The following is a 23,187-nucleotide window of genomic DNA, read 5'->3' as shown; positions in this document are numbered from 1 at the left end:
TCCGCGCCCCGACCGCTCCGCGCCGGCCCGCACTCCTTCGGCACGCTTCGGCCGACTCCGCCGCGCTGCCCGCTCCGACCGCGCGGTCGGGTGCCAACCACCGCCCCGGCTCATCTGCCGCCGCGCGTTCATCGTCGATAGACCTTTGCCCCGAGGGGGATCCATGACCGAAACCATTGCCGCCACCGCACTGCCCGATCTGCGACCGGCCACCATATCCAAGCAGATCGCCCTGCTGACGGTCGCCCAGCGCCGGGCCATGGGACCCACGCTGAAACAGGCGCGCGCCGAGCTGACCCGGCGCAGTTGGTGGGAACCGGCCACCCGGCAGGACCGCGCGGTACAGCTGTGGGGCCTGGGCTGTCTGTCCACCCCGACCGCGGTGGCCCGCTGGCTGACGACCGGCGCGACCCGGCTGGCCGATACCCGGCCCGATCTGTTGATCGCGTGCCTCGAAGCGGGCGACCGGGATAGCGCGTGGCGGGCCGAACTCGCCGGACAGCTGGCGGCGGGCCGGGCCGAACGCTGGGGCGGGCTGCCGTACTTCCCGCTCATCGTGCACCTGGTGCGCACCTCGGACGCGGCGGTGCCGGATACCGATGAATTCGTGCGCGCCTGGATCAGCAGTCGTACGGGCCACGAGCACGTGGCCATCCCGTGGCGGGCGGCACAACTTCCAGGCGGGGAGAATCTGCTGGCACGGTTGCGCGTCGACCCTTTCCTGCCCACCCTGGCGCGCCGGGCCGTCGAGCTGACCGGCGTCGTGCTCGCGAACGATGCGGATGATCCCGAGAACTCCTGGCCTTACGCGCTCGGCGTGCTGTCCGCGGAGGGCATTGTCGATCGCGAGGCCCTGCACACCTGCACCCTGAACGCACTGCTACGCGGCGACGGCACCCCGTCCGACGCGGTCGGCCGACTGAGCGTGCTCACCGCGCTGCGCGCCGAGACCGCCGAATGCGCCAGCCGGATAACGGCTTACACCGAACTGCTGGTGCGCGGCCGCTCCACCGCCGCCGCGCACGCGCAGAGCGTGCTCATCGCCCTGCACGCCGCGGATCTGTTGCCCACCGCCGAGGTGGTGGCGCTGTCCGATGAGGTGTTCGCCCGGCCGGAGAAGAAACTCGTTCGCGCCCAATTGAGTTGGCTCGAGCGCGTGGTGCGCGCGGAACCCGGGTTCACCTCCGGCGCCGTACGCTGCTGGGCGGCCGCCCTGCCCGCCCTCGAGGACGCGACCCTGCGCGCCCGGATCGACAAACTCATCGCCAGGTATCTGCCCGGGGCCGATGACGAGACCAGGATGGATCTCGCCGCCGTGCCCGAGCCCGTGCTCGAACCCGAAGTCCCACTGCCGATTCCGCCCGCACCGGCGGTTCTCGACGGTGTGCCCGCGAGTCCGGCCGAGACCGCCGAGCTGTACCGCTGGCTCAGCGCCCAGCCCTGGGATGATCCGCTGCGCGGTGAGCTGGTCTTCGACGGGCTGGTGCGGTTCACCAGCTCCGATCGCGCCGCGCTGACCGAAGTGCTGCGTCCGGTGCTGGAGGCCGAACTGAGCGCCACGGATACGACCGGCCGGTGGTGGCGATCGCACGGCTGGGGACCGCTCACCACGGCGTCCATCGCCGTTGGTCTGCTCCGGGATCGCCCGCGCGAGCGCTCGGCCTCGAATCTGCTGGCCGAGCGCATGATCGAATGGGGCGATCTGGTGCTCGCGGGCGCACCGCTGCCACCGTGCGCGCTGGCCACCCCGACCTTCGAGAACGGGCAGATCGCCGCCGCCGAGCTGCTGGACCGCTTGCGCAGCCATCGCGATGCCGGAATCCGGCCCGGGGCAATCGAATTCGCACAGGCCCTGGTTCGGGTGGCGCCCGACGCCGATCCCGGGATACGCACCGGCGCAGTGGATCTCGGCACCCCCGAGGGTCTTCGGCTCGCGGCGGCGCTGGCGGGCGAACCGCTCACCGATCTGCCCGGAACCCTGGGGATGGTGCACCTCGGTCCCGACGACGCGTGGAGCTATCTGCCCATCGAACCGGTCGAGTTCCCGAATCCGGAAGTGCTTGCGCGCTGGCAGCTTTGGAGCACCTGGCGGGAGAGCGAGATCCCGGTGCGCCTGGCCGAACTGCCCGGACCGAAGGATATCGCCGTGCACGGGCATGTGATGCGAGCGCTGTGCGCCGATAAGGCTCCCGAGCGCGTCGCGGGTGTCGACGCGCTGGCGGCATTGGCGAGCACCGGTCAACTGCGGCCCGAACTACTGGTCGCGACCCTGCCCGGGCAGTTGTCGCTCAAACGGCTGGCGGGCTCGCTCCGCGATGCCGTGCTGGCGCTCGGACCGCACCACGCCTGGCCGGTGATCGACGCCCTGCTCACCCCACTTCTGGTGCGCGACAAGACAACCGGACTAGCGGATGTGCTGGCGGTAGCCGCCGACTGCGCCCGGCGACACGGGGCCACCGCGCACTACCCCGCACTGGTTCCCCTCACCGAACGCCCCGGCTCGGGTCGTCTGGTCACCGAGGCGAGAACCTTGCACGCGGCGCTGCAACAGCATTGCAGGTTGGATCAGGGTTTGCGGCCGACGGCGCAGTAGCAGGAGACCTTCGCGTCCAGGGCGGCCGGGAGATCGGTCGCGCCCAGCAGCCGCCACCGGTGCGGCGGCACCACGCCCGGCTCGACCAGATCGAGGTCCGCGAACCACGAGGTCACCTCGCCATGACTGCGGACCTGCGCGGGCAGCTTGCGAACGCGATAGACGTCCTGGCTGGCCAGCACCTGTTCGGGGGCGAAATCGGCGGTGATGGTGCAGATCACGAGATACGAGCCGGGAGCCATGGCGTCCAGGAACGTGCGCACGATGTGCGGGATATCGGCCTCGACGAAGTGCAGCAGCGCGATCATGCTCAACCCGATCGGCTGGCTCAGATCGAGTATCTCGGTCAGTTCGGGATCGCGCAGGATCGCCGCCGGATCGGTGACGTCGCCGTGAATGTAGGTGGTGGCGCCCGGGATTCCGGCCGTCATCAGCGCGCGGGCGTGCGCGAGCACCACCGGATCATTGTCGACGTAGACCACCCGCGCGTCCGGCGCGGTCTCCCGGGCGATCTGATGCAGGTTGGGCTCGGTCGGGATACCGGTGCCGATATCGAGGAACTGCCGAATTCCGGCCTCGGCCAGGAACTTGGTGCTGCGATGCATGAACTGGCGATTGAGCCGGGCGGCGGTGCGGATATCCGGCCACACCTTCAGGATCTCGGCCGCGGCCCTGCGATCGACCTCGTAGTTGTCCTTGCCGCCCAGGAAGTAGTCGTACACGCGAGAGGTATGCGGCTGATCCAACTGATGTTCGCTATCCATTCAATCACCGCCCCTTTCGCCTGATCGAGGACAAACCCTTCGGCATAGGCTAATCGGCCAACGGCCATACCGAGTAGTTTCATGGCGAAGGACGCATCCGCCCGCCGGACACGAGCCGCGCCACGCCATCCAGCAGGCAACCGAGCCCGAAGTCGAAAATGCTCTGCGGTTCCGACGCCGCGAGGGCATCGGGGCCGAAACGCGCGATCATCGGCAGGTTTCCGGCGGCGAACGCGGCGCGGGCCGGACCGTCGCTGGCGGTCATCCACTGCTCCCGGGTGATGTCCGATTCGCGCTCACGCGCCAATTGATATGCGGCGCTTTGCGTATGTGTGGACAGCGTGATCGCGATGCGGACCATGGTGGGGAAATCGAGCCCGAGGTCGTCGATGGCGCGCAGTCGCCACTCGGTGTACGCCATCATCGCGGGCGCCACCGGCGGACGCGTCGTGATCGCGAATAGCTGTGGCACCCAGGGATGTTCGAGATAGATCTGCCATTCCGCGCGCGCCGACAGCTCCAGTTTCGCGCGCCAGTCCGGCGGGCCCGGGTCCGGGAGCGGGTGAGCGCCGAACACCGCGTCGACCATGAGGCCGCCGAGTTCCTCCTTACCGGGGACATAGCGGTACAGCGACATCACCCCGACGCCGAGTTCGGCGGCGGTACGGCGCATGGACAGGCCGGCGCTGCCGTCGCGGTCCGCGAGGGCGATCGCGGCGCGCACGATGTGCTCGGTGGTGAGTGCGGCGGCCGGGTCGGCGACGGGGTCGGCGATCCGCTGCTTGTCGGCGACCCGTTCCCGATAGGCGCGCGCCCGGCAGGCGCGCGAGCAGTACCGCGCGGGACGGCCGCGCGGCGTGGGCTCCATCGCGCGGCCGCACATCCGACAGTTCGGCATCTCGCCTCTTTTCGTCACGAATCACTGCTTTCGTGACAAAAGCCTACCCGCTGTTCTTCCGTGTCGATAATGAGTCGATTTCTCTGACAAAAAGCTGCTCTGAACTGGCAATATGAAATAGCTATGGCTTTTCTCGAATTTCCTCGGATACGGTGTATTTATGACTCGTACATCGTATCTGGAGAAACCACATTCCACGGCCTTCTCCCCGCACGCCGTGGTCCTGTCCGGCCTCGTCAAAACCTACGGATCGGGTCCCGCGCGCACGACCGTGCTCGAGGACGTATCGCTGGCCTTCCCGCGCCGCTCGTTCACCGCGGTCATGGGTCCGTCCGGTTCCGGTAAGAGCACGCTGCTGCAGTGCGCGGCCGGACTCGACCGGCCGGACTCCGGTTCGGTGATGATCGAGGGCATCGAATTGACCGCGCTCGACGAGCTCGCGCTCACCCGATTGCGCCGCGATCGACTCGGATTCGTCTTCCAGTCCTACAACCTGGTGCCCACCCTGACGGTTCGGCAGAACGTCACCCTGCCCGGCGAGCTCGCGGGTCGGCGGGTCGATTCGGGCCGAGTGCTAGATATGCTGACCCGCCTCGGGCTCGCCGAGCACCTCGACGCCCGGCCCGCTCAACTGTCCGGCGGTCAGCAGCAACGGGTTTCGATCGCGCGGGCGCTGCTGAGCGACCCCGCGGTGATCTTCGCGGACGAGCCGACCGGGGCGCTGGACAGTCATGCCGGGGCGGAAGTGCTTGCGCTGCTGCGGAACTCGGTCGACACCGGCGGCCGGACGGTCGTGATGGTCACGCACGATCCGATCGCGGCCGCAATGGCCGACGCGGTCGTATTCTTCGCGGACGGGCGGGTCGCGGACTCCCTGCTGCGGCCGACGGCCGATACGGTCGCCGCCCGGATGACGGCGCTGGGCGGTGTCCGATGATCGGGCGGCTCGCGCTGAGCACGGTGCGCGCGCATCCCTCGGCCTATTCGGCGGCGGCCGGTGTCATCGGCGTCGGCACCGCATTGCTCACGTCGTTCGCCGCACTGGCCGAAACGGGGCTGGCCGCGCCCGCGCACCGGGGTGAGTCGATGACCATGCTCGCCGCCATCATGGGCGGCTGGTCGGTGGCGATCGTGGTGTTCGGGATCGCCTCCACCATCACGCTCGTGGTGCGGCAGCGCGGTGCCGAACTCGCGCTGCTGCGCGCCATCGGAGCCACACCGCGGCAGGTGCGGCGCATGGTGCTGCTGGAGACCGTCACCGTCGCGACGCCCGCGATGGCGGTGGGGGTGCTGCCGGGGATCGGGCTGGGCGCGTTCCTGCTGACGCGAATGGTGGACGCGGGCGTGGTGCAGGCTCCGGTCGAGTTCATAACGACTTGGCGCACAGTCATTTCCGGTACCGCCGTCACGCTGGTCGCGGCCGTCGCGGCGGCGGTGATCGCGGGCGGGCGAGCCGCGAAAATCGCGCCGACGCTGGCGATGGCCGAATCATCTTCGGGGACAGCGCAATCGGTGGTGTCCGCACCAAAATTATGGTTCGGACTGCTCTTCCTGCTGCTCGGGCTCGGTTCGGGGGTCGGCACGCTGTTCATGGCCGACGGCCCGCTGCTGGCCGCTGTCGCCGGACCGGCCTGCGTTGCCGTCGCCATCGGGTTGGCGCTGCTGTGCCCCATCGTGGTCGGCGGCCTCGGTCGTATCGCCGCGCTGACGCCGAACGCGGTGATTCGCTTGGCGATTCGCAATCTCGCCGCCCGCGCGGCGGCGTCGAGCACCGTGGTCGGTCCGCTCGCGATGCTGGTCGGCATCGCCACCGGGACGCTCTACATGCAGTACACCGAGAATGGCACGCCGAAGACCGCGGGCGACGATATCGGCGCGCAGTTCGCGGTGGCCAACTATCTGGTGGTCGCCATGATCATCGCGTTCTGCGGTATCGCGGTGACCAATTCGCTGATCGCGGCGACCTGGGAGCGGCGGCGCGAGTTCGCGGCATTGCGATTGAACGCGTCGACGCGCGATCAGGTGCTCGGCATGATCGTTACCGAGAGCGCGCTGGCGGCGGGACTGGCGATCCTGCTGGGCACGGTGGCCGCGGCGACCACCGTCATCCCGTACGCGCTGGTCAAGACCGGCTCGCCGGTACCGCACGGATCGGCGGTGAGCTACCTGGTGATCATCGGCGGAGCCGCTGTGATCGCCTGCGTCACAACGTTTTCCACCACGATGCGCGCCACCCGGACGCGTCCGGCGCTGGTGCTCGCGACGGCGTGAGACGCTCCGATCGAACGCGATACCTACGAATTGACCTGGGAGTCGAGGAAATTCAGCAGGATCTGCGCGTCGTCACCGTAGTCCAGGTGCGCGTTCGAGGCGTAGAAGTTGGCCATGGCCGCACCCTGGCGGCTCAATTGCAGCAGATCGTTGATGGAGTCCGGACCGCCGATGCTGATCAGGGTCTGCGCCGCGACCCGCAGGTCACCGCGCACGGCGTCGGCGAAGGGGCCGACGACGGCTCCCGCCAGATCGATGGTGAGCGGTGCCAGCGCCGACGCGGTGGCGGCGGCCGCCAGCGGACCCGACCGGTCCATGGATTCGACCGCGCGCCACAGGGTTTCCTGCATCTGGCCGACATCCGCGGCAATGCGCAGGATATCGATGCCGGTCATGGCATCGGCGATGACACCGGCGGCGGCGGTCCACCCCGACGGGTCGACCGCGGCGGCCGCGCGGATCACCGAGGCGACGAGCGGCAGATCCACGCCCGCGGCCGCCTTGACCAGCGGGGCCAGCGCCGCGTTCAGATCGCTCGCGACCTGATGCGCGGTACGGAGGTCACCGGATTCGATCACCCCGGGCAGCCCGGTCAGGCTCTCCAGAATCGCGGGCAGATTCGCCGCGGTGGCGGCCCAGCCCGCGCCGACCTGCACCACCTGCGCCATCAGCTGACCCGGATCGGTGGCGCCGGGCAGCAGCGCGGCGATCGGCGTGGGATCCCCGCTGATCACCCGGCCCAGCGCGGCCAGGAACGGCGAGGTCGCCGCATTGAGCGAGCAGTACAGATCGCCGTCCGCGCACAGGGTCCGCACCCGATCGGTCAGCGCCCCGAAATCCTGACTCCGAGACCCGGCGATCCCATGCCCCGGCTGCGGATTCCCCAGGGACAGCGTGGTATTCGGATCCCGATGCGGATCGGCCAGCAGCCCGACCCCCACCACCCGCTCCGCGCCGATCGGCCCTTCACCGTTACCGATCTCGGTGGCGAAGTCACCGATCCCATCCGCCCCCTGGCTGTATCCGGCGAGAATCACCCGCGTCGAAGCGCACAACCCACTCACCATCTGCCGCAACCGCGATTCCAGCGTGCCCAGCGACTGCGCATAGGTCAGCCCCTGATCGAAGGCACTGGCCGCGTACGGCGCGTAAAGCACGGTGATATCGCCCCCGAGCTGCCGCTGCAACCCATCCCCGATCGGCCTGAGCATCCCCACCGGCACCGCCGGATCCGCATCCGGCCGCGTCTCCCAGGTCCCCGGCGCGAAGATCGCCGTATACGGCGTGCACCCCCGCACCCCGCGCGGCTGTGCCCCCGCATCCCCGGCCACCACGGTCCCGACCATAACCACCACGGCCACCGAGATCGCCGCGCACGAGGTCGCCAGCCTGCTCATCGTCCAAATCCTCTGTCACCGAAGGGTTTCCAACCCCACCCGGCAGTTCCCGAAACCCACCGCGCAGTTTCGGCCCATTCTCCCGACTCAGCCCCGATTCCGCAGGACTTTCAGACACATACCTGTTTCAAACCTGTTCGCACGATTCCATTCAAGCCGGGCGACACGTCGTCGCAGGTGATCTCGAATCAATGCGAAAGCAGCCCGGAACCATAAGGTTCCGGGCTGCTTTCGTAGTAGCGGGGACAGGATTTGAACCTGCGACCTCTGGGTTATGAGCCCAGCGAGCTACCGAGCTGCTCCACCCCGCGTCGGGTGAAATGAACAGTACAGGGGTGGGGTGGATATACCAAAACGTCCGGGCAGGTTGATACGGTCGGGCGGATGTCTGCCGAGGCCGGAAGCACCCTGCCGATCCAGCGAGTTCGGGCCATTGTCGAACTCGCCGGAGCGCGTGGCTGGGATATCAGCGGCATGCTCGCCGATGCCGGGATTTCGCCGGATCTGTTGTCGGAGGGGCGATCCCGGGTCACCATCGATCAGGCGGTGCGGGTGGTGCAGCAACTGTGGCGGGCCACCGATGACGAATTGCTCGGGCTCGGACTGCAACCCATGCCGCGTGGCACGCTGCGGCTGGTGTGTTTCGGGTTGATGGGCGCGCCCACGCTGGGGGCCGCGGTCCGGCGCTTCGAGAGCTTTCGGCGGTCGCTGCCCGGGCTCCCCCGGGCCTCGCTCACCGAATACGACGGCGAGGCGCGAGTCAGCTTCGATATGAGCGGCGCGGATCGGGCACCGGGCATCGTCATCGACACCATGCTGACCATTACGCACCGCTTCCTGGCCTGGCTGATCGGCGGGCGGCTGCGGCTGCGGCGGGTCGAGGTACCGTACCCGCGCGACCCCGAGGTCGACGACTACGACGTGGTTTTCGGTGCGCCCGTGGTGTTTTCGGCCGCCGAACCGACGCTCATCTTCGATGCCGCATTACTGGATCATCCGATCGCGCGCACCGAGGAGGAGTTGCTGGAGTTCCTGCGCAATGCCCCGTCGGGGGTGCTCGGGCCGCGCGACTATTCGATCTCGCTGGCCGCGCGGGTGCGGCATATCGTGCAGCGCGGCCTGGACGGCGAATGGCCCGGCGTCGAGGATGTCGCCGCCGAACTGTCCATGAGCCCGCCCACGCTGCGCCGCAAACTGCGCGAGGAGCACACCGCGCTGCGTGAGATCCGCGAACAGATTCTGCGCGACGCGGCCATCGCGAGCCTGGTGCGCGGTGAGGAAACGGTGGCGGCGCTGTCCCGGCGGCTCGGCTTCTCCGAGCCCAGCGCCTTCTCCCGGGCGTTCCGGCGCTGGACCGGCAGTCCGCCCGGCTCCTATCAGCACTGAACATCAGCGCGGAACCGCTGAGCGTTCCGGTCAAGAAGTCGAGCGAGGCGGTCATTGGGAAACCGGGCATATCGCCTTACCGTCACGACTGAGCCGTCTTAAAACAGATAGCGCCGACTGAGAACAGAGGAGTTCGCACGTGGCCCTGCACCGCTCGCCGTGGATGGACGAGGACCTGGACGCGCTGTCCGATCTGGCGCGCAAGTTCTTCGAGAAGGAATGCGCCCCCAATGAGGACCGGTGGGCCCGCCAGCACCACGTCGACCGCGAAATCTGGAACCGCGCGGGCGAATTGGGCCTGCTGTGCCTGAGCATTCCGGAGGAGTACGGCGGTGGCGGCGGCACCTTCGCCCACGAGGCCGTCGTCCTCACCGAACAGGTGCGCGGGCTGTCCCCCAGCCTCGGCAATCCGGTGCACAGCGGTATCGTCGCGCACTACCTGAACGCCTACGGCACCGAACAGCAGAAGCAGGATTGGCTGCCGCGCATGGCATCCGGCGAGGTCGTCGGCGCGATCGCCATGACCGAACCCGGCACCGGCTCGGATCTGCAGGGCATCAAGACCAAGGCGGTCAAGGACGGCGCCGATTACGTCCTGAACGGTGCCAAGACCTTCATCACCAACGGCTATCTGGCCGATCTGGTGATCGTGGCCTGTAAGACCTCCGAGGGCAAGGGCGCGGACACCGTCTCGCTCATCCTGGTGGAGACCGCCCGCGAGGGCTTCCGCCGCGGCCGCAATCTGGAGAAGATCGGCCAGCACGGTCAGGACACCTGCGAGCTGTTCTTCGACAATGTCCGAGTGCCGCAGTCGAATCTGCTGGGCAGCGCGGAGGGCATCGGCTTCATCCAGCTCATGCAGCAGCTCCCGCAGGAGCGCCTGATCCTGGCGGTCATCGCCGCCGCCGCGATCGAGAAGACCGTCGAAGTCACCCTGGCCTACACCAAGGAACGCGAAGCCTTCGGCAAGCCCGTCTTCGCCTTCCAGAACACCCAGTTCACGCTGGCCGAATGCGACACCATCAAGTCCATCGCCTGGTCCTTCACCGATGACTGCGTCAACAAGCACCTGCGCGGCGAACTGGATGTGCCCACCGCCGCCAAGGCCAAGTGGTGGCTCACCGAACAGCAGTGCAAGGTCGCCGACGAATGCCTGCAGCTCTTCGGCGGCTACGGCTACATGGCCGAGTACCCGATCTCGCGCATGTACGCCGACGCTCGCATCCAGAAGATCTACGGCGGCACCAACGAGATCATGAAGCTCATCATCGGCCGGACCCTGTAGTACCCGATCGCAACTGCCGCTGCCGGACCCGGGCCGAACCTGTGATCAGGCGCAGGGCCGTGCCCAGCAGCAGCAGATTGCCGATCATCTGCACCAGCACGAAACCCCTGGCGAGCTGGCTGCTCGCGACGATATCCCCGAATCCGACGGTGGCGAACACCGTCACGGTGAAATAGAGCGCGTCCAGCTTGGTCAGCGACACCCCGAAATTGCCGGGGTCATTGAGGCTCAGCAGGTAGTAGACCGTGGCGAAGCCGATCAGATAGGCCCCGAAAACCGTTGCCAGCGCTTCGGCGGCCTGTTCGATCGGCCGATCCACCCGCAACACCCGGCTCACCTGCCAGACGCACAGCCCGAACACCACCGCCAGCCCGGCCGTGAGCAGGACGAAGGCGGGCACATCGTCGAGCCGATCGAACGGCAGCAGGAAATACGCCAGCGTGAACGCCGTGACGGTCAACAGCGAGCGCCCCATCGCACGATAGAACGACCGGCGGCCGCGCCGTGAAACCCCGCTCCCACCAAGCTGTTCCGGCATGGGGAAATGCTACGTCGCAGGTGGGGGTTCCCGGCGTAAGGCGCTTACCCGGTCGAATCCCCCGCCGCCGGCTCGGGTGCGGTGTCGGCATCGATCTGTTCGCCGATGTAGCGGATGATCACCGCGGCGACCGCCGCCACGGGGACGGACAGGAAGGCGCCGACGATGCCGTAGAGGGAGCTGCCCACGGTGATGGCGAGCAGGACCACCACGGCGTGGAGTTGCATGCTGCGGCTTTGCAGAATCGGTTGCAGGACATTGCCTTCGAGCTGCTGCACGACCACGATGATGGCCAGGACGATCAGGGCCGAGGTGAGGCCCTTGGTCACCAGGGCCACCAGGACCGCCAGCGCGCCCGCGACGAACGCGCCGACGATGGGGATGAAGCCGCCGAGGAAGGTGAGCACCGTCAGGACCGCGGCCAGGGGGATGCCCATGATGACCAGGCCGCCGCCGATCAGGACCGCGTCGATGAGACTGACCAGGGCCTGCGTGCGGATGAAGCCGCCGAGGGTGACCCAGATCCGGTTCAGCACCTCCTCGACGTGCCGGCCGCTGCGGCTGCCGAGGACCCCGTGCAGCCAGGGCAGCAGGCGCGGGCCGTCCTTGACGAAGAAGAAGGTCAGCATGAGGACCAGGAACAGGGTGACGATCGCCGAGGTCGCGGTGCTGACGCCGCTGAAGACGCCGCTCGCGATGCGCTCGGCACTGGCCTGCACCTTGTTCACGATCGCGTCGACGGCCGAATTCAGTTGTTCGTCACCGATATTCAGCGGCGGGCCGTGCAGCCAGTCCCGCACCCGGTGAATACCTTCGGTCGCGCGGTCCGCGAGATCGGGGGCCTGATCGACCACCGACGGCACGATCAGCGCGATCACCCCGGCCAGGATGCCGAGCAGACCGAGCGTGGTGATGGAGGCCGCCGCCGCGGCCGGCAGACCACGCTGGGTGAGCCAGCGGGTGGGCGGCCACAGCACGGTGGCGATCACCAGCGCCAGGGCCATCGGCAGCACCGCGACCCACAGCTTGCCGAGCACGATGCCGAGCACCCACGCCCCGGCCGCGATGGCGACCAGGCACAGCGACCATTTGGCCAGCCAGAGCAGACCCTTGCCGATGACATCGCCTCGATCCGACAGCGTCGCAGACGCATTCGGCGCGTGCGGTACTCCGCCGGATTCGGTCCGCGCCGATTCATCCCGTTCGGACGACGCCCTCGCGGACCCGGCCCCGTCATTCTCGTTCGCTGGCTCGCTCACGCCCACAGTCTGGCACGGTGCGCATGAGAAACCACGGAGCACGTTCGCCGCCGGTGACGCCGCCCACACCATCGAGCGATTCCGGCAATTCGGGCAGTCCGCATTACCCGAATACCCCCGCGTGCGCACCGGCCAATGCCAGCCGGGCCGCCGAATCGGCCGTCGCGTCGGTCAGCCGCTCGCGGGTTATCAAGGCGCGGAAGTAGATCGGCGCGACCAGCGCCTTGATCACCTCCACCGGATCGGCGTCGGCGGGCAGTTCACCCCGCTCGATGGCGCGCGACACGATCGGCAGCGCCTGGCGGATCCGATCGCGAAAGACATGCCGTACCACCGTCGGCGGCGACGCCGAGCCCGCGGTCTCGGACACCAGCACCGCCAGCACCGCCTGTCCCCCCGGGCTTTTCACCCATGCCACCAGACCGCGCGCGAGCGCGCGCAGATCCGCCTCGACCGATCCCGTATCGGGGAGCGGGATTTCGGCCGCGGCGCTGTCCGCGAGCGCGTCGGCGATGAGCGCGTCCCGGTCGGGCCAGCGGCGATAGACGGTGGTCTTGTGCACCCCGGCGCGGCGCGCGACATTGTCGACGACGAACCCCGCGTAGCCGAGTTCGGCCAGCTCGGCTACGGCGGCGGCCAGTACGGCGGTGCGCACCTTGGGTCCGCGACCGAGTGGCGCGTCAGGGCTCATTGCAACTCCTAGTTGCGATATCGAACGGGCACGGGCATGCTCGACCCTATCGCAACTCACTGTTGCGATAATTCAGGACGGGAGTCCCATGCTGTCGAAACTCGTTCGCGCGGCGGCCCTGCTGTTTCCGGGCCTACTGGCCGGAGCCTTCGGCTACGGCGCGGTCAATGTCCTCTACGCCTTCCGCGAGGTTCCGCTCGATGTCCGATTCACCTTCCACACCGCGCTCATGCGCGTCAACGGCCCCGTCATGCAATCGCTCATGGCCCTGACGATCCTGAGCACCCTGGCGCTCGCCATCCGCACCCGGGGCGCGGCGCGGCTACTGGCCGCCACCGCCTCGACCCTGGCGGTGGCGTCCTTCCTCATCACTCGATTCGGCAATGTGCCGATCAATCAGCACATCAAGGTGTGGGCGATCAGCGGACCGCCCGCCGACTACGCCGTACTGCTGCACCGCTGGGAGATGTTCCACTTCGCCCGAACCGGTTGCGCCCTGGTCGCTTTCGTCCTGGCGATCGCGGCGGTCACTCAGCCCTGGCGGTCCGGGACCGGACAGGCGTCGACCGCCTCGGCGACCACCTGGGGTTCGATGGCGGCCGCCGGGCGGGCGCCGAGCTCGTAGTCCGCGCCGGTGATGATCGCCGACGCGGCCAGGACGCTCAATTCGCCCGGTTCGTAAACCCTTCCGCGACTGAGGAATCGGAACCCCTCCGGGGTTTCGAGGCTGAACCCCGAACCCCGGCCGGGCACCACGTCCAGCACCAGTTGGGTATGCCGCCAGGCCGCGAACTGCGGGCCCGAAATCCAAACCGGCGCAGTGTCTTCCGCGGGCGGCTCGGTGTCGGGCAGTTCATCGGCCCGCAGGCGCAGATCGAGCAGCCCGAGCAGGACATCGGCATCGCCGACGATGAATTCCCCTGCGGGATAACACATCGGGGACGAGCCGTCGCAGCAGCCGCCGGACTGGTGCAGCATGAGCGGACCGTGCGAATCGCGGAGGCGACGGAGCAGATCCATCGCCGCCGCGGTGGCGCGCACGCGCCGGGGTGCGGGCATCAGAAGAAGCCTTGCGCCTTCGACGCGTAGCTGACCAGGAGGTTCTTGGTCTGCTGGTAGTGGTCGAGCATCATGCGGTGGTTCTCCCGGCCGATACCGGACTGCTTGTATCCGCCGAACGCCGCGTGCGCCGGGTACTGGTGATAGGTGTTGGTCCAGACGCGTCCGGCCTGGATATCGCGCCCGGCCTTGTACGCCACCCCGCCATCGCGCGACCAGACGCCCGCGCCGAGCCCGTACAGCGTGTCATTGGCGATCTTGATGGCATCGTCGTAATCGGTGAACGAGGTCACCGAGACGACCGGCCCGAAGATCTCCTCCTGGAAGATCCGCATGGAATTGCTGCCGGTGAACACGGTCGGCTGCACGTAGTAACCGCCGGACAGATCGCCACCCAGGTCCACGCGCTCACCGCCCGTGAGCAGGGTCGCGCCCTCGCCCTTGCCGATCTCGATGTAGGACAGGATCTTCTCCAGCTGATCATTGCTGGCCTGTGCGCCGATCATGGTCTCGGTATCGAGCGGATCCCCCTGCCGCACCGCCTTGGTCCGCACCACGGCCGCGCTCAGGAACTCGTCGTAGATATCGGATTGGATCAGCGCGCGCGACGGACAGGTACAGACCTCGCCCTGATTGAGCGCGAACATCGCGAAACCCTCGAGCGCGCTGTCCTGGAAATCGTCATTGGCGGCGAGCACATCGGAGAAGAAGATGTTCGGGCTCTTACCGCCGAGTTCGAGGGTCACCGGAATCAGGTTCTGCGAGGCGTACTGCATGATCAGTCGCCCGGTGGTGGTCTCACCGGTGAAGGCGATTTTCTTGATGCGCGGGCTGGACGCGAGCGGCTTACCCGCCTCGACGCCGAAACCGTTGACGATATTGACCACGCCCGGGGGCAGCAGATCGCCGATGACACTCATCAGGAACAGGATCGAGGCCGGGGTCTGCTCGGCGGGCTTGAGCACCACCGCGTTACCGGCGGCCAGCGCGGGCGCGAGCTTCCAGATGGCCATCAGGATCGGGAAGTTCCACGGAATGATCTGCCCGACGACGCCGAGCGGTTCGTGGAAGTGGTAGGCGACGGTCTGGCTGTCGATCTCGGAGATCGAACCCTCTTGTGCGCGAACGGCTCCCGCGAAGTAGCGCAGATGATCGATGGCCAGCGGGATATCCGCGGCCATGGTCTCGCGGATCGGCTTGCCGTTATCCCAGCTCTCGGCGAGCGCGATGGCCTCGAGGTTTTCCGCGATCCGATCGGCGATCTTGTTGAGGATGACCGAGCGCTCGGCGACCGTGGTCTTACCCCACGCGGGCGCGGCGGCGTGCGCGGCGTCCAGCGCCAGCTCGATGTCCTCGGCGGTGCCGCGCGCGATCTCGCAGAAGGTCTGCCCGGTCACCGGTGTCGGGTTCTCGAAGTACTGCCCCTTGACGGGCGCGACCCATTCACCACCGATCCAGTTCTCGTAGCGGGACTGGAAGGACATGGCTGCCCCGGGGGTGCCGGGGCGCGCGAAGACAGTCATCGATGCTCCTGAATCTGCTGACGGTTGCTGCGATGTCAGATGTGATCCAGGACACTACGAGTGCGCCGGTTGCGGTACCGTTGCATAAAACTGGTCAGATGCCCAATTTGCGGTCTATGAGCGCCAATTGCGCCTCGGCCTGGGCATACATCGGTGAATCCCGGTCCAGCGAGGCCAAATACGCGGACCAGGCCGCGATATCCTCGCGCCCGTCCACCGAACTGGTCCAGCGCGCCAGCAGCCGCCGATCACCCGCCGCGAGCAGCGCCGCGCGCACCCGGCAGTGCAATTCGGCGCGCGCCTCCATGATTCCGGGCGCGAGCGAGCGCGGCAGCAGCGGACCCGGATACGCGCGCAGCGCCGCGGCCGCGTCACCGTGCGCCAGCGCCCGGCGGACCGCGCCGATATCGGTATCCAGATCCAGCAGCAGTCGATACGGTCGCGAGGCCAAACCGTTCGCGCCCACGATCTTTCGCACCCGGGACAACTCCGCGCGCACCGTCACCGGATCCAACTCGGATTCATCGAGCAGCATCGCGAGATGGTCGGCGCTCAATCCTTCCGGATGATCGGCGAGCAGCACCAGAATCTCGGCATGCCGCTGCGACAGTCGAATTCGTTCACCGTCGACGGTGAGCACCGGCCGCCCGGCACCGAGTACCTGCAATCGCGCCAGCGCGGGATCCGACGGTGACGGCGCACCGAGCAGGCGCAAGCGCAGCTCCGATTCCGCGGCCACCACCGTCGCCCGGATCAGTGACAGCATCTCCGGTCCGGCGACCCGCGGCCCGCCGGTGATATCGATCGCGCCGATCACTCGGCCGCTGCTCGGATCGTGCACCGGCGCTGCGGTGCAACTGAATTCGTGCACCGCCCGGCTGAAATGCTCGGCCCCGAAGATCTGCACGTGATGATCCAGCGCGAGCGCGGTCCCCGGCGCGTTGGTGCCGACCCGATCCTCGCTCCAATCCGCGCCTTCGACGAAATTCATTCCGGTGGCACGATCTTTGACCCGGCGATCACCCTCCACCCACAGCAGCCGCCCCTGCGCGTCACTGATCGCCACCAGCAATCCGGCCTCTGCCGCGTCCTCGACGAGCAGCTTGCGGACCACCGGCCGAATCGACGCGGTGGGATGGGTTGCCCGATAGCGCTTCAACTCCGGTCCGGCCAAATCCACCGCACCGCCGAAACCATCGGGATCCACCCCGTTGCTGCGGCTGCGCCGCCAGGAATCCAGCACCACCGATCGCACCGAATCCCCGCCCGGGCGCACCGTCGGGAGTTGGCGACCGTCGATAAAGGAGTTGTGCGCGAACGACATCCGCAACGCCAGCTGCGTGACGTCGTCATCCGGCCGGACGGCAACCCAGGGGCTGCCCTGCGCAACAGTGCTCAATCGCTATCCTTCACGTTCCCCCGCCTCCCACTGTAACGCCGAACGCGAAAGTGGCGGGCGGCCTTCGCCGATCGCCGCGTGTCGAGTGGACGCGGCAAATTTCGCCGGTGTTAGCATCGCGCTTGCCATCGGAGCGACCTATTCGCCAATTCGCCTTCGGCATTCCGGATATCGACCTGTGCTGACAGTTCTCTTCACCTTTTGCCCCACCGACGAAAGGTTCGACAACGATGCGCATCGGCGCGATTCTGCGTGCGCTAATCATGGCCGCGGTGTTACCGATCGGTATAACGCTGCTGTCCCCCGCACCGGCGCTGGCGAGCGGTGCGGTCGAACGATATCTGGATCTGCCGCTGATCAATCGGCACGCCGATATCAGTCCGGGCGGCGTGAATCCCGAACTACCGTATGACCGCAATGAATTGCTGGACCTGCTGAACGAGGCCCGTGCCGCGGGTATCGCGCCGACCCGATACGCGGCGCTGCTGTATCAGTACTGGCTGGTGGATACCGCGCAGATCGCCGGAATCGACTTGCAGACCTGGAATCCGCGCGATGGCGTGCAGGCCAACTATCAGAATCTGATCAAGTCGTACACCTACTACGAAAACCTGCAACTGAATCACCGGGAACTGCAATGGGCGGGTATGGGTGGTGAGGTCGGCGCCGACTTCGGCGGCGGGCTGGTCGATTTCGAGCTGATGACCAATATCTATTCCCTGCCGGGAATGTCCGATACCGCGCATGCGATCGTGAACGCCGCGACCGCCGTCGCCGGACCGCAGATCATCGACAGCCTGCCGAAGGGCCTGATCGCGCTCGACAACGCGGGCAAGGTGATCACGCCGGAGGATCTGCGCTACATCATCGGCTGGATCATGGTGATGCAGAAGAACATCTTCTCCGACCTCATGCCGATGCATGACGCCTATGTCACCGGCGGCGTCCCCGCATTGGCCGAATTCACCGCGGCCGGATTGTTCGGCAACGATATTCTCGACGCCTGGAAAGGCATCGCCTCGGGCGATCCGGATCGCATCTCCGACGGCAACGCCACCCTGCTGCATCGCGAGCAGTACACGATCGTCGGACCGCAGTGGGATCTGGTGCGCGAATACCGGGGCGATGTCGGCGAGGCCATCTCCTATCTCTCCACCGTCGCGGGCTCACCGTCGGTCGCCGGAGTCATTCCGCCGCGTGATTTCAACTCTTCGACCTACACGTTCATCGGAACAGCCGGGAACAGGGAAACCCTGACATTGCCGCTGCCCAACTGGAATTGGGCGGTATTCGAGCAGCGCTGGACCTACATCAACGCGCAACTGCTGCCCAAATACAAGAATCAGGTCAACAATGACTGGCCCGCGCTGGAGGCGGTGCTGCGCACGCCCTACGACATTCAAATGCAGACGCACCGGCCGCTGCTCAATATTCCGGCACTGCTGCAATCCGCGCTGGCGCAGCTCTCGATCGCGCCCGCGAGCCCCGATGCCCAGCTGGGAGCGAACTGATATGAAACGAACCATTCTCACCGCGCTGATCGCCGCGGTGCTTTCCTATGCCGGAACTCCGATCGCCGCGGCGCAACCGGCCCCGCCACCGCCGCCGATTGTCCAGACCCCGACTCTGGATCAGGTTTTCAACGATTTCGTGCAGGGCTCGGTGAACGGGGCCACCGCCGCGTCACCGGAGGAGAACGCGCGGGCGCTGCGCACCGACGACCCGTTCTACGACGAACCGGACTGGGACCGCTCGGCCGCACCGGGCACCCTGCTGAAGGCCGCCAAGGTCGATGTCGCGTTCATGGGTCTGAAGCCCGCGCACCTGGACGCCTACAAGCTCATGTTCGTCACCACCGGAATCGACGGTGTCACACCGGTTGTCAGCACGGGCTTCGTGATGATCCCGGTCGACGGGCAGCCCAATTCGACCAGGCACGTCGTCTCCTACCAGGAAGCCAATGACAGCGTCGGCTGGTACTGCCATCCGACTACGCAGTGGACCGGCGGTGATCCCCTCGACGGTGCGTCCTGGTCGTCACTCGGACCGTTGGCGCTCATGTTCGAAAAGGGTTACGCGGTAGTCATTTCCGATGTCGGCAACAATGCCGATCGCAGTCCGCACGGGGTGTTCGCCGGTAAGTTCGCCGGGCATTCCGAACTGGACGCGGTGCGCGCGGCCTTCCATCACGCACCGATCGGACTCGATCCGCAGGCGCGGATCGCACTGTTCGGCATCGCCGGCGGCGGGGTCGGCGCGGGCTTCGCGGCCGAGGAACAGCCAACGTACGCACCGGAATTGAATGTGGTCTCCACCGTGCTGGAGGGCATGGTCGTGAAGCCGGACAACTTCATGCGGGTGGCGAACGGTTCGGTCGGCTCGGGATTCGCGTTCGCGACGCTGCTCGGACTCGAACCCTGGTATCCGGAGATGCGCATCGATTCCAAGCTGACCCCGACCGGGCTGGCCATCGCGAATTCCTTTCGCACGCAATGCCAGATGCCCGCGTACTTCATGATGCCGTTCATCCCGTTGCAACTGCTGTTCAACACCGGCGTGAGCCCCGCCGACGAGCCCGCGTTCCAGCCGGTGTTCGAAGACAATGTGCTGGGTCGGGGCACGCCCACGTCCAAGGTGCTCATCACCTCCTGCGTCGGCGACGACTCCCCCATGTCGCTGGTGCCCGCCGCCGATTCCCGCGACCTCGCCGCGGAGTATCGCGCCCGGGGCACCGATGTCACCTACGCACCCTCCGACTGCAGCATTCCGCACATGCTCACCAACCTCTACGGCTGGGCCACCGACCTGTGCGGCATGCAAACCATCGATTGGCTCTCCCGCAGTTTCGAATAACCCGACGAAAGGACGAATACCCATGCTCGCAGCACTCGGAATCGCCATCGTGTACGCGGTGACCTTCATGCCCCAGGCGGTCACCGAAGCCATCACCAGGGTCCTGCCCTTCATCACGTAATACCGGGCCGCGCCGCCGTAGGCTCGTCACCATGCGAATCGCAATCATCGGCGGACACGGGCAGATAGCACTTCAGCTCACCGGACTGCTCAGCGAACGCGGGCAGCAGGTGCTCGGCGTGATCCGGAATCCGGGACACGCCGGGGAGGTCGAGGCGGCGGGCGGTGAGCCCGTCGTACTCGATCTCGAACAGCAGGGCGCGGCGGAACTCGCGGCGGCGTTGAAGGGGGTCGACGCGGTGGTGTTCGCGGCCGGTGCCGGACCCGGCAGCGGACCGGAACGCAAGTACTCGGTCGACCGGGACGGATCCGTCCGGCTCGCCGAGGCCGCAGAACAGGCCGGAATCCGGCGCTTCCTGCAAATCTCCACCATGGGCGCGGGCAAACCCGCCGCCGGGGGCGACGAATCGTGGATCGCGTACATCGACGCGAAAACCCAGGCGGAGAACGATCTTCGCGCCCGCGACCTGGACTGGACGATTCTGCGGCCGGGTCGGCTGCTCGATGACGCCCCCACCGGACAGGTCCTGCTCGCCGATACGGTCCCCGCCGGGGGCGTCCCCCGCGCGGATGTGGCCGCCGTGCTGTCCGAACTGCTCGTCACCGGGGCGGGAGCGGGCCGGGTACTCGAATTGATCAGCGGCGACCGCACCGTCGAGGATGCCGTCGCCGCACTGTGACCGGCTGCGGCGCAATCCCTTTCCGCCCACCGCGATCCGAGCGACTTCGGCGTCGGTCCCGCTCCGCGAAACGACCGGATGAGCGGGGCGCGCCGAAGCGGTAGGGTTCGAAGGGTTTTGCGGTATCGAGGGGCCGAATGGTGCGTGCGGGCGAGGAATTCGCGGGTTTTGTGATCGAGCGGCGGCTCGGCGGGGGCGGGATGGGCGAGGTGTATCTCGCCCGGCATCCGCGCCTGCCGCGCCTGGTGGCGATCAAACTGCTGGCGCGGGAGTTGGCGTCGGACCGGCGAACTCGGGCGCGCTTCGAACGCGAGGCCGAACTGGTGGCCCGGCTGGACCATCCGAATATCGTGACGGTGCACGATCGGGGCGTCGAGGACGGGCGGCTCTGGATCGCCATGCAGTACGTCGACGGTGGCGACGCGTCGGCCCTCGATCCATTCGGATTGTCGCCCCGGGACGCGGTGCGGATCGTGGCCGCGACCGCCGCGGCCCTGGACCACGCGCATTCGAAGGGCGTGCTGCATCGCGATGTGAAACCCGCGAACATCCTGTTGACCCGCGATACGCCGGGGCAGCGGCGGCGCATTCTGTTGACGGACTTCGGCATCGGCCGCCTGCGCGACGATTCCACGGAACTGACCCGGACCGGCAGCCTCGCCGCGACCCTCACCTATGCCTCGCCGGAGCAGCTCTCGGGTGAGGCGCTCGATCACCACTCCGATCAGTATTCGCTGGCGTGCACACTGTTCCGCCTGCTCACCGGATCGACCCCGTTCCAGTCCGAGACCGCCGCCGGGGTCGTCGCGGGGCATCTCCAGCATCCGGTGCCGCTGCTCACCGACCGCCGCCCGGGCCTGCCCGACGCGTTGAACGAGGTATTCGAGCGCGGTCTGGCCAAGCGGCCGGGGGATCGATTCGAGTCCTGTCGCGAATTCGCCGCCGCCGCGGCACGCGCGCTGACCACCGATTCGGCGGCCGCCACGACGGACCACGCACCGGCGACGCTGCCGTTCGAGATCGCCGAACCCGCCGCCCTGGCATCGGCGGCAACGCTGGTCACCAGCGCACCGGGGAGCCCGGCCACGCTCATCATGCCCGCGCCGGGTGGCATTGATTCACCGGAAGCGCTTGGGCCGCAAGGTGATTCGGAACCATCGACCGCTGTGGGAGCGTACCCCGACGGTATCGATGGCGGGGCCGCCGTCGCAGCGCTCGATAACGGCGCCCGGCGACCGCGCACCCGGCGGATCGCGGCCGGGGCGGGAGCGCTCGTCGTGGTGATCGCCGCGGCGTGCGGAATCTTCTGGGCCGCACATGATTCCGCCGCGACCCGGCCGAAGATCTCGCCGCCGAACGCGATCGCGCATGCCGCGCTCTATCCCGGCTTCACCCCGCTCACCCGGATCGACGCGGACGGCAAACCGGTCGCCGAGCCGAAATCGGTGCTCGACCCGGCCAATGACGGCAGGTTGTTCTGCAGACCGGTATCGATCGCGGCCGCGATGCCGCTGTCCGGTAAGGATGCGGCGCTGGGGCGCAATGTGATCGGCGGCGTCCGGCTGGCGGTGAACCAGTTCCTGCGCGGCGGCAACAATGCCTGCCCGGTCACCCTGCGCGAATTCGACACCGCCGGTGATCAGGAGACCGCCACCCGGGCGGCGGCGCGCATCGCCGCCGACGAATCCATCGTCGCGGTGATCGGTCCCGCGCTGTCGGGAGAGGTCATCGCGGCGGGTAGCACGCTGGACGAGGCGGGCCTGCCCTTCCTCACCCCGGTGGCGACCAATCCCCTACTGGCGCAGTGGCGCTGGTCCGGCTTCTTCCGCGGGCTGGCCAATGACCACGCCCAGGGCCCCGCCGTGGGCCGCTATCTGGCCGAGACGGCGGGCTTCGCGCACGTCTGCGTGGTGCGGGACACCGGCGGTGGCTTCGGAAACGAATTGGCCGACAATGTGATCGAGGGGCTCGGTACCGCGAAGTCCTGCGAAGTCGAGGTCGATCCCGACACCGACCCGGCGGCGGCCGTAGCCGCGATCGCGGATGCCCACCCCGACGCGATCTACTACTCCGGCTACGCGAAAGCGGCGGCGAAGCTGCTCACCGGACTCCGAAGCGCCGGTGTCACAGCGACTTTCATCCTCGGCGACGGCGGCTACGACCCGCTGTTCCGCACCGATGCCGGTGCGGCGGCCGCGGGCGCCCTGGTGGCCTGCCCCTGCGGTCCGCCGACCGATCGCTTCCAGACCGACTACCGCGCGGCGACCGGTGCGGCCCCCGCCGCACACGCCGTCGAGGCGTACGACCTCACCGCGATCGTATTGCGCGGCATAGCCTCCGGCCGCATCACCCGCGCGGACCTGCGCACCTACCTGCACGATTACCACGGCGACGGCATGGCACACTCCTACGGCTGGTCCGCCACCGGCGAACTCACCGATCCCAGCGTCTGGCTGTACCGACTGGAGTGA

Annotated in this window: 19 protein-coding genes and 1 tRNA gene; 10 read left to right on the top strand and 10 right to left on the bottom strand. The window is 67.7% G+C overall.

The features are described from left to right. Positions 1-163: 163 nt before the first annotated feature. On the top strand, positions 164-2,593 hold the full coding sequence (locus ACFVUS_RS35535) for a hypothetical protein (protein ID WP_387776876.1): 2,430 nt from the start codon (positions 164-166) through the stop codon (positions 2,591-2,593). Here the strand turns inward: ACFVUS_RS35535 and ACFVUS_RS35530 are convergent. Together ACFVUS_RS35530 and ACFVUS_RS35525 are read right to left on the bottom strand one after the other, a co-directional pair. Continuing rightward, a complete protein-coding gene (locus ACFVUS_RS35530; RefSeq protein ID WP_387776874.1) occupies positions 2,566-3,357 on the bottom strand; it encodes an SAM-dependent methyltransferase in 792 nt (263 codons plus the stop codon). The two genes, ACFVUS_RS35535 and ACFVUS_RS35530, sit on opposite strands and share 28 nt — an antisense overlap. A gap of 79 nt (positions 3,358-3,436) precedes the next feature. Continuing rightward, positions 3,437-4,255 carry a TetR/AcrR family transcriptional regulator gene (locus ACFVUS_RS35525; protein WP_387776871.1) on the bottom strand — a complete coding sequence of 273 codons (819 nt, stop codon included), beginning with the start codon at positions 4,253-4,255 and terminating at the stop codon, positions 3,437-3,439. Between the two features lie 160 nt (positions 4,256-4,415). On the opposite strand from ACFVUS_RS35525, the gene ACFVUS_RS35520 reads away from it, so the two are divergent. Together ACFVUS_RS35520 and ACFVUS_RS35515 are read left to right on the top strand one after the other, a co-directional pair. Then, positions 4,416-5,192: an ABC transporter ATP-binding protein gene (locus ACFVUS_RS35520; protein WP_387776868.1), complete on the top strand. Its 777-nt coding sequence runs from the start codon at positions 4,416-4,418 to the stop codon at positions 5,190-5,192. Further along, the gene (locus tag ACFVUS_RS35515) at positions 5,189-6,526 is read left to right on the top strand and encodes an FtsX-like permease family protein (RefSeq protein ID WP_387776865.1); all 1,338 of its coding nucleotides are present in this window, start codon (positions 5,189-5,191) and stop codon (positions 6,524-6,526) included. Before ACFVUS_RS35520 ends, ACFVUS_RS35515 begins: the two co-directional genes overlap by 4 nt. Positions 6,527-6,549: 23 nt before the next feature. Here the strand turns inward: ACFVUS_RS35515 and ACFVUS_RS35510 are convergent, their stop codons facing one another. Both ACFVUS_RS35510 and ACFVUS_RS35505 read right to left on the bottom strand, forming a co-directional pair. After that, the gene (locus ACFVUS_RS35510; RefSeq protein ID WP_387776862.1) at positions 6,550-7,923 is read right to left on the bottom strand and encodes a cutinase family protein; all 1,374 of its coding nucleotides are present in this window, start codon (positions 7,921-7,923) and stop codon (positions 6,550-6,552) included. A gap of 237 nt (positions 7,924-8,160) precedes the next feature. Next, positions 8,161-8,234: transfer RNA gene (locus ACFVUS_RS35505), tRNA-Met, on the bottom strand. Positions 8,235-8,307: 73 nt separating this feature from the next. Here ACFVUS_RS35505 and ACFVUS_RS35500 point away from each other — a divergent pair. Both ACFVUS_RS35500 and ACFVUS_RS35495 read left to right on the top strand, forming a co-directional pair. Further along, positions 8,308-9,309 carry an AraC family transcriptional regulator gene (locus ACFVUS_RS35500; RefSeq protein ID WP_387776859.1) on the top strand — a complete coding sequence of 334 codons (1,002 nt, stop codon included), beginning with the start codon at positions 8,308-8,310 and terminating at the stop codon, positions 9,307-9,309. A 163-nt stretch (positions 9,310-9,472) separates the two neighbouring features. After that, on the top strand, positions 9,473-10,594 hold the full coding sequence (locus ACFVUS_RS35495) for an acyl-CoA dehydrogenase family protein (RefSeq protein WP_387778532.1): 1,122 nt from the start codon (positions 9,473-9,475) through the stop codon (positions 10,592-10,594). Here the strand turns inward: ACFVUS_RS35495 and ACFVUS_RS35490 are convergent. From ACFVUS_RS35490 to ACFVUS_RS35480, 3 genes are all read right to left on the bottom strand, one after another. Next, complete coding sequence (locus ACFVUS_RS35490; RefSeq protein WP_387776856.1) at positions 10,575-11,132, bottom strand: potassium channel family protein; 558 nt, start codon at positions 11,130-11,132, stop codon at positions 10,575-10,577. The two genes, ACFVUS_RS35495 and ACFVUS_RS35490, sit on opposite strands and share 20 nt — an antisense overlap. 44 nt (positions 11,133-11,176) lie before the next feature. Then, positions 11,177-12,271 (bottom strand): AI-2E family transporter, encoded by a 1,095-nt coding sequence (locus tag ACFVUS_RS35485; RefSeq protein WP_387778529.1) that lies wholly within the window; start codon positions 12,269-12,271, stop codon positions 11,177-11,179. 223 nt (positions 12,272-12,494) lie between these two features. Then, positions 12,495-13,082: a TetR/AcrR family transcriptional regulator C-terminal ligand-binding domain-containing protein gene (locus ACFVUS_RS35480; protein WP_387776853.1), complete on the bottom strand. Its 588-nt coding sequence runs from the start codon at positions 13,080-13,082 to the stop codon at positions 12,495-12,497. An 88-nt stretch (positions 13,083-13,170) separates the two neighbouring features. Between ACFVUS_RS35480 and ACFVUS_RS35475 the strand changes: the two genes are divergently transcribed. Next, on the top strand, positions 13,171-13,707 hold the full coding sequence (locus tag ACFVUS_RS35475; protein WP_387776850.1) for an anthrone oxygenase family protein: 537 nt from the start codon (positions 13,171-13,173) through the stop codon (positions 13,705-13,707). On the opposite strand, the gene ACFVUS_RS35470 is transcribed toward ACFVUS_RS35475, so the two are convergent. From ACFVUS_RS35470 to ACFVUS_RS35460, 3 genes are all read right to left on the bottom strand, one after another. Beyond that, positions 13,614-14,141 carry a DUF779 domain-containing protein gene (locus tag ACFVUS_RS35470; protein WP_387776847.1) on the bottom strand — a complete coding sequence of 176 codons (528 nt, stop codon included), beginning with the start codon at positions 14,139-14,141 and terminating at the stop codon, positions 13,614-13,616. The two genes, ACFVUS_RS35475 and ACFVUS_RS35470, sit on opposite strands and share 94 nt — an antisense overlap. Then, positions 14,141-15,664: an aldehyde dehydrogenase family protein gene (locus ACFVUS_RS35465; RefSeq protein ID WP_387776844.1), complete on the bottom strand. Its 1,524-nt coding sequence runs from the start codon at positions 15,662-15,664 to the stop codon at positions 14,141-14,143. Before ACFVUS_RS35465 ends, ACFVUS_RS35470 begins: the two co-directional genes overlap by 1 nt. Positions 15,665-15,758: 94 nt before the next feature. Next, positions 15,759-16,988: a transcriptional regulator gene (locus ACFVUS_RS35460; RefSeq protein WP_387778526.1), complete on the bottom strand. Its 1,230-nt coding sequence runs from the start codon at positions 16,986-16,988 to the stop codon at positions 15,759-15,761. Positions 16,989-17,293: 305 nt separating this feature from the next. Between ACFVUS_RS35460 and ACFVUS_RS35455 the strand changes: the two genes are divergently transcribed. The 4 genes from ACFVUS_RS35455 to ACFVUS_RS35440 all read left to right on the top strand — a co-directional run bounded on the left by ACFVUS_RS35455 (position 17,294) and on the right by ACFVUS_RS35440 (position 23,187). Continuing rightward, positions 17,294-18,574, top strand: a complete 1,281-nt coding sequence (locus tag ACFVUS_RS35455) for a hypothetical protein (RefSeq protein WP_387776841.1) — start codon at positions 17,294-17,296, stop codon at positions 18,572-18,574. 1 nt (position 18,575) lies between these two features. Next, positions 18,576-19,916, top strand: a complete 1,341-nt coding sequence (locus ACFVUS_RS35450; RefSeq protein WP_387776838.1) for a lipase family protein — start codon at positions 18,576-18,578, stop codon at positions 19,914-19,916. Between the two features lie 152 nt (positions 19,917-20,068). Beyond that, positions 20,069-20,716 carry an SDR family oxidoreductase gene (locus ACFVUS_RS35445; RefSeq protein ID WP_387776835.1) on the top strand — a complete coding sequence of 216 codons (648 nt, stop codon included), beginning with the start codon at positions 20,069-20,071 and terminating at the stop codon, positions 20,714-20,716. Positions 20,717-20,856: 140 nt separating this feature from the next. Then, on the top strand, positions 20,857-23,187 hold the full coding sequence (locus ACFVUS_RS35440) for a bifunctional serine/threonine-protein kinase/ABC transporter substrate-binding protein (RefSeq protein ID WP_387776832.1): 2,331 nt from the start codon (positions 20,857-20,859) through the stop codon (positions 23,185-23,187).

The sequence above is a fragment of the Nocardia sp. NPDC058058 genome (genome assembly GCF_042885355.1).
Lineage (GTDB): Bacteria > Actinomycetota > Actinomycetes > Mycobacteriales > Mycobacteriaceae > Nocardia.
This window is presented reverse-complemented; position numbering and strand designations above follow the sequence as displayed.

Excerpts from the sequence above, each read along its gene's own strand:
- ACFVUS_RS35535 (WP_387776876.1), top strand. The coding sequence starts at position 164 with ATGACCGAAACCATTGCCGCCACCGCACTGCCCGATCTGCGACCGGCC.
- ACFVUS_RS35530 (WP_387776874.1), bottom strand. The coding sequence starts at position 3,357 with ATGGATAGCGAACATCAGTTGGATCAGCCGCATACCTCTCGCGTGTAC.
- ACFVUS_RS35525 (WP_387776871.1), bottom strand. The coding sequence starts at position 4,255 with ATGCCGAACTGTCGGATGTGCGGCCGCGCGATGGAGCCCACGCCGCGC.
- ACFVUS_RS35520 (WP_387776868.1), top strand. The coding sequence starts at position 4,416 with ATGACTCGTACATCGTATCTGGAGAAACCACATTCCACGGCCTTCTCC.
- ACFVUS_RS35515 (WP_387776865.1), top strand. The coding sequence starts at position 5,189 with ATGATCGGGCGGCTCGCGCTGAGCACGGTGCGCGCGCATCCCTCGGCC.
- ACFVUS_RS35510 (WP_387776862.1), bottom strand. The coding sequence starts at position 7,923 with ATGAGCAGGCTGGCGACCTCGTGCGCGGCGATCTCGGTGGCCGTGGTG.
- ACFVUS_RS35500 (WP_387776859.1), top strand. The coding sequence starts at position 8,308 with ATGTCTGCCGAGGCCGGAAGCACCCTGCCGATCCAGCGAGTTCGGGCC.
- ACFVUS_RS35495 (WP_387778532.1), top strand. The coding sequence starts at position 9,473 with ATGGACGAGGACCTGGACGCGCTGTCCGATCTGGCGCGCAAGTTCTTC.
- ACFVUS_RS35490 (WP_387776856.1), bottom strand. The coding sequence starts at position 11,132 with ATGCCGGAACAGCTTGGTGGGAGCGGGGTTTCACGGCGCGGCCGCCGG.
- ACFVUS_RS35480 (WP_387776853.1), bottom strand. The coding sequence starts at position 13,082 with ATGAGCCCTGACGCGCCACTCGGTCGCGGACCCAAGGTGCGCACCGCC.
- ACFVUS_RS35475 (WP_387776850.1), top strand. The coding sequence starts at position 13,171 with ATGCTGTCGAAACTCGTTCGCGCGGCGGCCCTGCTGTTTCCGGGCCTA.
- ACFVUS_RS35470 (WP_387776847.1), bottom strand. The coding sequence starts at position 14,141 with ATGCCCGCACCCCGGCGCGTGCGCGCCACCGCGGCGGCGATGGATCTG.
- ACFVUS_RS35465 (WP_387776844.1), bottom strand. The coding sequence starts at position 15,664 with ATGACTGTCTTCGCGCGCCCCGGCACCCCCGGGGCAGCCATGTCCTTC.
- ACFVUS_RS35460 (WP_387778526.1), bottom strand. The coding sequence starts at position 16,988 with ATGTCGTTCGCGCACAACTCCTTTATCGACGGTCGCCAACTCCCGACG.
- ACFVUS_RS35455 (WP_387776841.1), top strand. The coding sequence starts at position 17,294 with ATGCGCATCGGCGCGATTCTGCGTGCGCTAATCATGGCCGCGGTGTTA.
- ACFVUS_RS35450 (WP_387776838.1), top strand. The coding sequence starts at position 18,576 with ATGAAACGAACCATTCTCACCGCGCTGATCGCCGCGGTGCTTTCCTAT.
- ACFVUS_RS35445 (WP_387776835.1), top strand. The coding sequence starts at position 20,069 with ATGCGAATCGCAATCATCGGCGGACACGGGCAGATAGCACTTCAGCTC.